This is a genomic window from Ramlibacter sp. (assembly GCF_035554825.1).
In the GTDB taxonomy this organism is placed as follows: domain Bacteria; phylum Pseudomonadota; class Gammaproteobacteria; order Burkholderiales; family Burkholderiaceae_C; genus Ramlibacter.
This window is the reverse complement of the sequence record NZ_DATMHS010000130.1, coordinates 75410-86053: the sequence shown is the minus strand read 5'-3', so window position 1 is coordinate 86053 and position 10644 is coordinate 75410. Positions and strand designations below refer to the sequence as shown.

The following is a 10644-nucleotide window of genomic DNA, read 5'->3' as shown; positions in this document are numbered from 1 at the left end:
GTTCCAGACCGTGTGGAACCTGCGCAGCGGCGCCGCCCCCCAGGCGCAGATCAGGGACTACGACATCTTCTATTTCGATCCCGGCGACCTGAGCGCCGCCGCGGAGCAGGCGGTGCAAAAGCGCGTCGATGGCGTGCTGGGCGACCTCGGGCTCGAGGTGGAAGCGAAGAACCAGGCCCGGGTGCATCTGTGGTACCACGCGCATTTCGGCCACCCCTCGCCGGCGCTGCGCAGCGCCCGCGACGGCATCGACCGTTTCCTGGTGCCGGCCACCTGCGTCGGGCTGCGTCCGCTCGCGGCGGGTGGGTGGGAGCTGTATGCGCCGAACGGCCTGTCCCTGCTGTACCAGGGCGTGCTCACGCGCAATCCGCTGACCGACCATCGCGCCCTGTTCGAGCGCAAGGCGCGGTCGTACCGGGCGCGCTGGCCCTGGCTGCGCATCGCGAGCACGCTGTGACCCGGCCGGACCCGCTGTTGCGGCTGCTGCAGGTGGCGATGCCCTACGGCAGGTACCAGGGCACCTTGATCGCCGACCTGCCGGGCAATTACCTCAACTGGTTCGCGCGCGAGGGCTTTCCGCCGGGCGAGGTCGGGCGCCTGCTGGCCTTGATGCACGAGATCGACCACAACGGGTTGCAGCACCTGCTGGCGCCGCTGCGTGCGGGCCCGGCGCCGCGGGCGTGATGCGCGGCCCGGCCGGCGGCGGCGACCGTGCGCCGCCGCCGGCGCGTGGTCACAGCCGGTGCACCCCGGGGATCACGCCCACCAGCACGCCGTCGACGTACAGCGCGCCTTCCGGTGCGCCGGCCTCGCGGTGCAGCGGATGGAACTCCACGCTGCCGGGCGGCAGCGCCAGCACGTCGTCGGCCGCGCTGAGGCGCGTGGCCAGCCGGGTCAGAGCATCGCTCGCCGTCTGCAGCACACGCGCCAGCAGGTGCAGCAGCACGGCGCTCGCGGGAGGGCCCGCGTCCACGCGGGTCCAGCTCAAGGTCTTGGTCATCGAAGTCTCCGGTGGCGGCCGCGCGTCCTTGGGCGCGGCCGGGATTCAGGGGCTGTGGGGCTCGGGGTGGCCGATCTCGCGGCGCAGCCGGCGGAGCGACCGCGGCGCGAGCGGCGCCGAACGGCCGCCCGGGTGGGCGGCAGCTGCGGCGGCCACGCCCGAACGGCGTGGCACGAAGGTGTTGCAGGACAGGATCGGTGTCATGAAAGCGTTCTCCTTGGTCGGGCCGGAAGCAAAACGGCCCGGGGCAATTGCCACCGGGCCGTTCGCACCGCTTGCGCTGGTCAGCAAGCCGGCGGTGCGCCGCCCCGGGGGTCGTGTCCACGCGTGCCACGAGCCTTCGTGCCACGGTTCACCGACAGTGCGCCGACCGGGCACGAAGCGCGGGCGGCAACCGGGATGAACAGGGCGATGACGGACATGGATGCGGGCTGGGTTGATGGATGGGCCTCGCCGACGCGGGCGTCGGCTTGCGCAAATGATAAAGCTTTGATTATCTTGCGCAAGTGAAATCGGCACGCGGCGTGCGCGCGTTGTCTCGCGGCCGCGACAGGCCCGGCCGTCAGCGCCTGGGTTTGAGGGGCGCGACGCCGGCCTGCGACCGCTGCCAGAGGCTGTGCGGGTCGTCGGTCGGTGCCGGCGCCGGCGGCCGGGCGGCGCCGCCGTTGGCACGATTGCCTGGCGGCGGGCCGGCCGCCGGCGCGGCGGGCATCAGCACCTCGCCGAGCAGCTCCAGCAACCGGGTGCGGGCTCGTTGCGGATGGCGCCGGTAATAGGTGAGCACCAGCCCGACGATGAAGCGCTCGTCGTCGTCGCGCGGCTGGGCGTCGTCGCCGGGGCCGGCGGCGCCCGACGGCGGCTGCGGGCGCGCCTGGGGCGCGTTCGGGCCGTGCGGGAGATCCATCCAGCCCGGTGGCTTGCGGCACAGCTGCTCGAACTGGCGTGCCAGCCGCTCGCCGATCTGGCGCGAGCGGCTCTTGATCTGGCTCCAGTAACTCGGCTGGATCTGCAGCCGCTCGGCGAAGCGCCGTTCCAGGCCGCGCAAGGTGGCGGCATCGGGGTCCTTGACCGTATTGCGGACGAATTCCTCGAACAGCGACAACGCGTTCTCGAGCCGGATCTGCGCGACGTCGCGTGGGCCTGCTTGCATGGAACCAGATGATAAAGCTCCGTTGATCTCAGCAACAAGGACCCGCCGGGCCAGGCGCCGGGTGCGTCCCGGCTACCAGTCCTTGCGCATCAGGACCTGGTGCAGCGGCAACCGCTGCCATCCGAGCCGCTGCAGCGCCAGCCCGCCGAGGTCTTCGCGCTGCAACTGCGGCACCCAGACGGGCTGTCCCGGGAAGCGCTGCGCGAGTTCTCGCAGCAGGCGCCCGGCAGCGGCCTGCGCGCCGTCCTGGTCGACCAGGCTGTGCACGGTGACCGTGCCGCCGGGCGCGGCCCTGGCGATCAGCTGGGCGCGGCCGCTGCGCCAGGCCTGCAAGTGCACCGGCAGCGCCCGCAGCGAAGCCGGCATGACCTGCAGCGGCAAGGCGGCGTCGCACCGGCCCGCCGCGTCGAGCCAGGCGAAGGCGTCCGCCAGCGCCACCGCCTGCACCGGCGCCTGGCTGGTCTCCTCGGCGCCGACCACCGGCATCCCGCGGTAGCCGTGCAGCGCGTGCACCACTTCGAAGCCGCGGCTGGCATACAGCCGCAGCGCCCGCTGGTTCTGCGCGAAGCATTCGAGCTCCACGCCGCGCTGGCCCGCGGCGCCGGCCCGGGCGATGAAGTCGTCGAGCAGGATCTGCGCGGCGCCGCTGCCGCGAGCAGCCGGCACCACGCCCATCGTGCCCAGCCGCCAGCGCGGCTGGTCGGGCCGGGGCGCCGCCAGGGCGAAGGCGCGGAGCTCGCCGCCGGCCAGCGCCACCCGACTGGCGTCCAGTCGCACGCACTGGCGGGCGATGAACGACGGCCACTGCGTCAACGGCAGGTCGGACGGGCCGAGCAGGTAATCGGCGAAGGCGGCGCCGAAGGCCGCGTGCAGGTCGACCGGCGACACCTCGTCGGCCGGCAGCAGGGTGAACGACTCGCGCATCGCCCAAGTATCGGCGCGCCGCCGCGGCGACTGCCAGCGCGGCGTCGCCTGCCACGTTCCTGCGGCTGAGTCTGGCAGCCGCAGGCGGCCTTGTCCGGCACGAGCGGCCGCGCCGCCTGACCGAGGATGGCGGCCGACCGCACAAGGAAGAACCAGATGTACCTCCCGGACCAGACCACCCGTATCCACCCCGACGGCCTGCGCTACCGCTCCAAGCAGCCGGGATCGGTCTTCGGACCCACGGTCGGGATGATGAGCTGCTTCGTCTGCGGCACCCACCGCCCGCGTGCCTTCCTGCGGACGTTCAAGGTGGGCGCCGGCACCAACTACCGCTGTCGCGGCGGCTGCCGCCAGTAGCGCCGGGCCGCTGGCCATCCCGGCCGCCGTGCGCGAGCAAGGGCTGCGGCTCGTGCCATCATCCGGCTTGCGTCCGGTTGCCGCCGGCCGACTGCCCGATCGCCGCCCCGCCAAAGCCATTTCCAGCTTGCCCATGAGCCCTCTGCGCCTTGCCGTCATCCACACCTCGCCGGCGACGGTGGACCTGTTCGCCCGCCTGATCGCCGAACAGCTGCCGCAGGCGCGCATCACCAACATCCTCGACGACTCGGTGCTGCCGCAGCTGCGGGAGAACGGCGGCCGGGTCGAAGAGATCGCGCCGCGCTGGCGCCAGTACGCGCGCATCGCGCGCGACGGCGGCGCCCAGCTGATCCTCAACGCCTGCTCCTCGATCGGCGAGCTGTGCGAGCCGGTCGCGCGCGAGCTGGGCATTCCCGTGATCCGCGTCGATGCCGCGATGGCGGCGCAGGCAGTGCAACGCGGGCCGCGCATCGCGGTGGCGGCCACGCTGGCGTCGACCCTGCGCCCCACCTGTGACCTGCTGGCGCAGGCCGCGCTGGCCCAGGGCCGCGCCGTCACGGTGCAGGCGAAGCTGGCCGCCGGTGCCTACGAAGCGCTGATGGCCGGCGACCGCGCCGGCCACGACGACCTGGTCGCCGCGACACTGGCCGAGGCGGCCGGCGAGGCCGAGGTGGTGGTGCTGGCCCAGGCCTCGATGGCGCGGGTCCTGCCGCGCTTGGCCGCCGCCGACCAGGCCAGGTGCCTGGTCAGCCCGCCACTGGCGGTCGCCAGCCTGGTGAGCGCCGCGCGCAGTCTCTGATCCGCGGGCCGGCGCCGGCGGGCCGCGGCCGCTTCAGCCGGCGCGAATCAGCGCAGGAAGCCGATGTTGCGGGCCTCCCGCACCTCGGGCTTGATCCGGTGCTCGGCTTCGAGCTGCTCGAGGAATTCGTCGGGCGTGAATTGCGCCGCGAGGATGTCGACCTGCCGCTTGACGGCCGCGAAGTCGCCCGGGCAGATCTGCTCGAGCCGCGCCAGCCGCGCGCGGACGGCGTCGGTCAGCAGCGCGGCGTCGGCGCCCAGCGCTTCGGTGACGAACATCCGCTCGCGCTGCGACGCGCTCAGCGGCTTGAACTTGATCTTGAATGTGAAGCGCCGCAGCGCCGCCTGGTCGATGCGGTCCAGCAGGTTGGTCGTGCACACGAAGATGCCGTGGAAGCGCTCCATGCCCTGCAGCATCTCGTTGACTTCGGTGACCTCGTAGGTGCGCTGCGCGCCGCGCCGGTCCTGCAGGAAGCTGTCGGCCTCGTCGAGCAGCAGGATCGCCTTCTCGCTCTCGGCCTCGCGGAACATGGCCGCCATGTTCTGCTCGGTCTCGCCGACGAACTTGCTCATGAGGTCGCTGGCCTGCTTGACCAGCAGCGGCTTGTCCAGCATGCGCGCGATGTGCTCGGCCAGCGCCGTCTTGCCGGTGCCCGGCGCGCCGTAGAAGCACAGGGTGCCGTGGCCGCGCGCCTTGAGCGCCTGCACGATGCGCGGCACCTCGAAGCGGGTTTCGACGTTCAGCATGTCGAGGTCGTAGGTCGTGACGCTGGGCCGCACGCCGCCCTCGTGCGCCCGGGTGCCCAGCGCCTGGTCCGAATTGCGCAACTGCCGCTCGATCAGGCTTTCCACCGTCAGGCCCTCGTTGGCCGCGAGGCCGGCGAAGCGCACCGCCGTGCGGATCTGGGCCGGCGTGAGGCCCTTGCGCCCGGTGAGCTTGGCCACGAAGCCCTCGGAGACCGCGACTCCTTCGAGCGTCTTGCGCACCAGGCTTTCGCGGGCGCCGGGCGGCGGCGACTTCAGCTCCAGGTGATAGGCGAAGCGGCGCCGGAACGCGGGGTCGATCTGTTCGATGCGGTTGGTGACCCAGATCGTGGGCACCGGATTGGATTCGAGGATCTGGTTCACCCAGGCCTTGCCGCTGACGCTGCCGCTGGTGGGCGCCACGATCTGTTCGGCGCGCGCCATCAGCTGCGCCGCCTCGTTGGAAATCGGCGGGAAGACGTCCTCGACCTCGTCGAACAGCAGCGCCGCCTGCGCGCTGCCCTTGAGGAATACCTGCGCGATCTGCAGCGACCGGTAGCGGTCGCGGCCCGACAGCGAGTTGCCGTCGCGGTCGGCGTACTCCACCTCGAACAACTCCAGCGCCGCCGCCTGCGCCACCACCTTCGCCAGCTCGGTCTTGCCGGTGCCCGGCGGCCCGTACAGCAGGACGTTGACGCCCGGCTCCTTGCGCGCCACGGCGTTGCGCAGGAGCGCCGACAGCACCTGCGCGTCTTCCTGCACGAACGCGAAGTCCGAGGGGCCGAGGCTGCTCTTGGCCGAGGGCCGGGTGAACACCGCCATCAGCTCGGCCTGGTCGCGGTACTCGCGCATCAGCACCGGCGGCAGCTTCTCGCTCACCTTCATCAGGTCGGCCAGGTCGGTGATGTTGTGCTCGGAAATGAGGTTCTCGACCAGCCCGATGCGCTCCAGGCGCGAGCCGGCCCGCAACGCCTCGCCGACCTCGGCGGCGTTGACGCCGGCGATGTCGGCGATCGCCGCATAGGCTTCCGGCGCGTTGTTGACCTTGAATTCCACCAGCAGGCTGCGCAGGTCGCGCTGGTAGCGTGCCAGCGTGCCGTACAGCAGCAGCGCCCGCTCGGCCCGGTTCAATTGCAGCAGCCCCGACAGCGCGTCGATGTTCTTCTCGACCAGCGTCGACTGCTTCTTCAACGCCTGCGTCAGCCAGTCGCCGGTGACGGTGAGCACCGACAGCAGGTCGCGCGGCTGGTCCTTCGCGTATTCGTCGAGGTAGAAGAACAGCGTGCCTTCCTCATACGGGCCACGCCACACCCCGTGGCGCTCGAGGAAGTCGCGCGTCGACAGCTGCTCGTGGCCGCGCCAGAACTCGTTGTCCTTGCAGCGGCGCCCGAGAAACTCGCGCAGGCGCGCCAGCGCCGGCGCCGGCCACACCAGGTGCCGACCGGCCAGCGACAGCAAGCCGTTCAGGTCGCGGCGCACGTTGAACTTGCTGCCCTGCTTGGCCGCCAGCGTCAGCACGAAATGCGAGCACATCAGGTCCAGCACCGGCGCGTCCTTCAGACCCGGTGAGGGAAGCAGCTGCACGTCGACCGATCGCTTGACCATGGCGGAAGCCCTCTTGGCGGAGCAGACGATAACGCGAGTTCAGGGTCCGTGGAAGATGCCGCCTGTCGTGAATCGCCAACTTTCGGCGGCGTACCATGCCGCCATGATCCAGATCGCCGACATCCGGGCCGCGGCGGCCCGCCTGCAGGGGCAGGTGCTCAACACGCCGTGCGTCGAGTCGCGCACCCTGTCCAGCACCCTCGGGGCCCAGGTCTTCCTCAAGTTCGAGAACCTGCAGTTCACCGCCTCGTTCAAGGAACGGGGCGCCTGTAACAAGCTGGCCCAGCTGACAGCCGACGAACGGCGGCGCGGCGTGATCGCGATGAGCGCCGGCAACCATGCGCAGGGTGTGGCCTACCACGCCCAGCGGCTGGGGTTGCGCGCGGTGATCGTGATGCCCTGCTTCACGCCGGGCGTGAAGGTCGAGCGCACCCGCAGCTTCGGCGCCGAGATCGTGCTCTACGGTGAAACGCTGGACGAAGCCCGCACCCACGCGCTCCAGCTGGCCGAAGCGCAGCAGCTGGTGTTCGTGCATCCGTACGACGACGAGGCGATCATTGCCGGCCAGGGCACCGTCGGCATCGAGATGCTGGAGGCGGTGCCGAGCCTGGACACGCTGGTCGTCGCCGTCGGCGGCGGCGGCCTGATCAGCGGCATCGCCGTGGCGGCCAAGGCGCTCAAGCCGGACATCGAGGTGATCGGCGTGCAGACCCTGCGGTTTCCGAACATGTTCAATGCCGTGAAGCACGCCTCGCTGCCCCAGGGCACCAGCACCATCGCCGAAGGCATCGCCGTCGGCACGCCGGGCACGCTGACGCGAACGATCATCGAGCGCTGCGTCGACGACCTGGTGCTGGTCGACGAGGGCGACATCGAGCAGGCGCTGGTGATGCTGCTGGAGATCGAGAAGACCCTGGTGGAAGGCGCCGGCGCCGCGCCGCTGGCCGCCATGCTGAAGGATCCGCAGCGTTTTCGCGGCCGCCAGGTCGGGCTGGTGCTGGGCGGCGGCAACATCGACCCGATGCTGCTGGCGGCGATCATCGAGCGCGGCATGGTCCGGGCCGGCCGCCTGGCGCGCATCCGGGTGAGCGCGCGCGACGTGCCGGGCTCGCTGGCCCGCATCACGGCCGTGGTCAGCGAGGCCGGCGCCAACATCGACGAAGTGCACCACCAGCGGGCGTTCACCCTGCTGGCAGCCCAGAACGTCGAGATCGAGATGGTGCTGCAGACGCGGGCCCGCGAGCACATCCAGGCAGTGCTGGACGCGCTGCACCGGGCGGGCTTTCCCGCCGTCGAGCAGTAGCCCCGCGGCGCCGGCAGCGCCGGGCTAGAATCTGCAGCTTTTGCGAATCGCCACCGAGGAGAGCATGTCCACCACCCCCGTGACCCAGACCCATGGCACCGAGCACGAGGCCGCCGATCCCGTCGAGGCCGTGGTGCACGTCGTTCCGGTCGTGCTGCCGGTCGTCGGTGGCCTGCTGATGTTCCTGCTGGCCTTCATCGCGATCTACGTCGCCTGATTCTTCACCGGCATGATGTGGATCGCCTCCGGCGCGATCCGCAGCCACAGCGTCCCGCCCACCCGCGCGCCCAGTGAGCGCAACTGCGCCGTCGCCGGATTGAGCGTCACCTGCTCGCCCGGCAACCCATGGGGTCGCAGCGTGCACAGGCTGGTCTCCCCCAGCGCCAATTGCTCGGCAATGTCGCAGCGGATGGCGTTCTCCTGACCGGCCGCCTCGGCCAGCAGGTCCACCCCCTCCCCCGCGATCACCCAGGTCACCGACGAGCCGTCCGGGATCCGCTCCTTGTCGAGCACGCGCAGCGCCACCTCGGCGGACTCGCCCCAGCTCAGGCGCGCCCATCCAGGCTCGTGCTTGTGGAAGCGTCCGCGGAAGTGGTTCTGGATGCCGACCAGCTCCGCCACCCGGGCGTTGCGGGGGCTGGCGAACACCTGAGCCGGCGGCCCGGACTGCAGGCTGGCGCCGCCATCGACGATCACCACCCGGTCGGCCAGCCGGCGCGCTTCCGACAGGTCGTGGGTGACCAGCACCATCGGCGTCGACAGGCTCTGCCGCAGCGAAGCCAGCTCGTGGTACAGCGCCTGCCGCGCCGGCGCGTCCACGGCCGAGAACGGCTCGTCCAGCAGCAGCACCCTCGGCTCGCCGGCCAGGGCCCGCGCCAGCGCCACCCGCTGCTGCTGGCCGCCGGACAGCTGCGCCGGCCGCCGGTGCTCGAGACCGCCCAGCCCCAGCCGGGCGAACAGCTCGCGGCAATCGGGCGGCTCGGCGCGGCGGCAGGCGATCGCGACGTTCTGCAGGGCCGTCAGGTGCGGAAACAGCGCGTAGTGCTGGAACACCAGGCCGGCGCGCCGCTGCTGCGGCGCCAGCGCGATCCCACGCTCGCTGTCGAACCACACCTCGTCACCGACGGCGACCCGGCCGCGCAGGGTGCGCCCGCGCAGCAGGCCGGCGACCGCGCGCAGCAGGCTGGTCTTGCCGCTGCCCGACGGCCCGACCAGGGCGACCATCTCGCCGGCGGCGCAGTCGAAGCGCGCGTCGAGATGCATCGGGCTGGCGTTGCGGACGTCGACGGCGAGCGTGGCCATCAACGCTCCTGCAGCGGCCGGCGCCGGTCGGCGGCGAAGACCAGGGCCACGGCCACCAGCGAACACAGCACCAGCACCAGCGCCATGACGTGGGCCGCTGCCAGGTCGAAGGCCTGCACACGGTCGTAGATCGCGATGCTGAGGGTGCGGGTCTGGCCCGGAATGCTGCCGCCCACCATCAGTACCACGCCGAATTCGCCCAGGGTGTGGGCCGCCGTGAGCGCCACGCCGGACACCAGCCCGGGCCAGGCGAGCGGCAGCTCGATCCGCGTGAAGGTGCGCCAGTGGCTGAGCCCGCAGACCCACGCCGCCTCGCGCAGCGACTGCGGAATCGCCCCGAACGCCCGCTGGATCGGCTGCACCATGAACGGCAGGTTGATCAGCAGGCTGGCCAACAGCAGCCCCTCGAAGCTGAAGACGAGCTGGAGGCCCAGATGCCGCGCCAGCCAGGCGCCGAGCGCCGAGCCCTGCCCCAACGCCACCAGCAGATAGAAACCGATCACGGTCGGCGGCAGCAGCAGCGGCAGCATCAGCAAGGCCTCGGCCAGCGGCTTGCCGCGCCAGCGCGTGAGCGCCAGCCAGCGCGCCAGCGCAATGCCGGGCGGCAGCAGCAGCGCCGCGGTCAGCAGCGCCAACAGCAGCGAAACCCGGGCGGCCGGCCAATCCATGCCGCCATTGTCCCCTAGCTCATCGCGAAGCCGTGGCGTTGCAGGATGGCGCGCGCGGCCGGGCCCTGCATGAAGTCGTAGAAGCCGGCGGCCTCGCGGCGGGCGCGGCGCAGCAGGACCATCCGCTGGCGCATCGGGTCATGCAGCTCGGCCGGCAGCGCCAGGCAGCGCGTGCGCTGCGCGACTTCCGGCGCCAGCGCCAATGACAGCGCCGTGATGCCGGCCTGCGCCGCCCCGCTGCTGACGTACTGGGTGGCCTGGGCGACGTTCTCGCCGAGCACCAGCCTCGCCCGCAGCGGCTCCCACAGGCCCAGCCGTTGCAGCGCCTGCCGGGCCGCCCGTCCGTACGGCGCGTGCTCGGGGTTGGCGATGGCAAAGGCGCGGATGCCGGGCGAGGCCGTGCCCAGCGCCTGCAGGCCGGGGTCGAGCACGAGCTTGGACGATGCCGGCACCAGCGCGGCGATCCGGCCGAGCGCATAGACCGCGCCCGCGTCGCGGGTCAGGCCGGCTTCGGCCAGCATCGACACATAGGCCTCGTCGGCGGCCAGGTACAGATCCACCGGCAGCCCGTGCCGGATCTGCTGGGCGAACTGGCCGGAGGAGCCGAACGTGACCTGCACCGTCTGCCCGCTCTGCCGCCGGTACTGGCCGACGCAGTCGGCAAGGGCGAACTTGAGGTCGCTCGCCGCCGCGACGCGGATCGGCGGAGCCGCGCCGGCTCGGTCCCCGGTCGCCAGGGCCCAGCCAGCCGTGGCGAGCCCGAGCAGACCCAGCATGGAGCGCCGCCGCGGCC

General features: G+C 71.9%; 14 protein-coding genes. 6 read left to right on the top strand and 8 right to left on the bottom strand.

What is annotated here, in order from left to right; all coding sequences use genetic code 11:
* Window positions 1-457, top strand: a 457-nt coding sequence (locus VNT59_RS16175; RefSeq protein ID WP_325499932.1) for a nucleotidyltransferase family protein, incomplete at its 5' end; no start/stop codon positions are given.
* A complete protein-coding gene (locus VNT59_RS16170) occupies window positions 454-684 on the top strand; it encodes a DUF3820 family protein (RefSeq protein WP_325499929.1) in 231 nt (76 codons plus the stop codon). The genes VNT59_RS16175 and VNT59_RS16170, both read left to right, overlap by 4 nt.
* A 49-nt stretch (window positions 685-733) precedes the next feature.
* On the opposite strand, the gene VNT59_RS16165 is transcribed toward VNT59_RS16170, so the two are convergent.
* The 4 genes from VNT59_RS16165 to VNT59_RS16150 form a co-directional block, all read right to left on the bottom strand.
* Window positions 734-1000: a hypothetical protein gene (locus VNT59_RS16165; RefSeq protein ID WP_325499926.1), complete on the bottom strand. Its 267-nt coding sequence runs from the start codon at window positions 998-1000 to the stop codon at window positions 734-736.
* A gap of 45 nt (window positions 1001-1045) precedes the next feature.
* On the bottom strand, window positions 1046-1204 hold the full coding sequence (locus tag VNT59_RS16160) for a hypothetical protein (protein WP_325499924.1): 159 nt from the start codon (window positions 1202-1204) through the stop codon (window positions 1046-1048).
* A gap of 358 nt (window positions 1205-1562) precedes the next feature.
* Window positions 1563-2150, bottom strand: coding sequence for a hypothetical protein (locus VNT59_RS16155; protein ID WP_325499922.1), 588 nt, complete (start codon window positions 2148-2150; stop codon window positions 1563-1565).
* Between the two features lie 72 nt (window positions 2151-2222).
* On the bottom strand, window positions 2223-3074 hold the full coding sequence (locus VNT59_RS16150; protein ID WP_325499920.1) for a GNAT family N-acetyltransferase: 852 nt from the start codon (window positions 3072-3074) through the stop codon (window positions 2223-2225).
* 156 nt (window positions 3075-3230) lie between these two features.
* On the opposite strand from VNT59_RS16150, the gene VNT59_RS16145 reads away from it, so the two are divergent.
* The gene (locus VNT59_RS16145; protein WP_325499916.1) at window positions 3231-3431 is read left to right on the top strand and encodes a hypothetical protein; all 201 of its coding nucleotides are present in this window, start codon (window positions 3231-3233) and stop codon (window positions 3429-3431) included.
* 133 nt (window positions 3432-3564) lie between these two features.
* Window positions 3565-4230, top strand: coding sequence for an aspartate/glutamate racemase family protein (locus VNT59_RS16140; RefSeq protein WP_325499914.1), 666 nt, complete (start codon window positions 3565-3567; stop codon window positions 4228-4230).
* 47 nt (window positions 4231-4277) lie between these two features.
* On the opposite strand, the gene VNT59_RS16135 is transcribed toward VNT59_RS16140, so the two are convergent.
* On the bottom strand, window positions 4278-6578 hold the full coding sequence (locus VNT59_RS16135) for an ATP-binding protein (protein ID WP_325499912.1): 2301 nt from the start codon (window positions 6576-6578) through the stop codon (window positions 4278-4280).
* Window positions 6579-6681: 103 nt separating this feature from the next.
* Here VNT59_RS16135 and VNT59_RS16130 point away from each other — a divergent pair, with 103 nt between their 5' ends.
* Both VNT59_RS16130 and VNT59_RS16125 read left to right on the top strand, forming a co-directional pair.
* A complete protein-coding gene (locus VNT59_RS16130; protein ID WP_325499910.1) occupies window positions 6682-7881 on the top strand; it encodes a threonine ammonia-lyase in 1200 nt (399 codons plus the stop codon).
* Window positions 7882-7945: 64 nt separating this feature from the next.
* Window positions 7946-8098, top strand: coding sequence for a hypothetical protein (locus VNT59_RS16125; RefSeq protein ID WP_325499908.1), 153 nt, complete (start codon window positions 7946-7948; stop codon window positions 8096-8098).
* Here the strand turns inward: VNT59_RS16125 and VNT59_RS16120 are convergent.
* From VNT59_RS16120 to modA, 3 genes are read right to left on the bottom strand one after another with little or no spacing between them, the layout of a single operon-like run.
* Window positions 8086-9183, bottom strand: coding sequence for an ABC transporter ATP-binding protein (locus tag VNT59_RS16120; protein WP_325499906.1), 1098 nt, complete (start codon window positions 9181-9183; stop codon window positions 8086-8088). The genes VNT59_RS16125 and VNT59_RS16120 overlap by 13 nt on opposite strands.
* A complete protein-coding gene (gene modB / locus VNT59_RS16115; protein ID WP_325499904.1) occupies window positions 9183-9851 on the bottom strand; it encodes a molybdate ABC transporter permease subunit in 669 nt (222 codons plus the stop codon). The genes VNT59_RS16120 and modB overlap by 1 nt, the downstream gene beginning before the upstream one ends.
* Before the next feature lie 14 nt (window positions 9852-9865).
* The gene (gene modA / locus VNT59_RS16110) at window positions 9866-10627 is read right to left on the bottom strand and encodes a molybdate ABC transporter substrate-binding protein (RefSeq protein ID WP_325499901.1); all 762 of its coding nucleotides are present in this window, start codon (window positions 10625-10627) and stop codon (window positions 9866-9868) included.
* Between the last annotated feature and the right edge of the window lie 17 nt (window positions 10628-10644).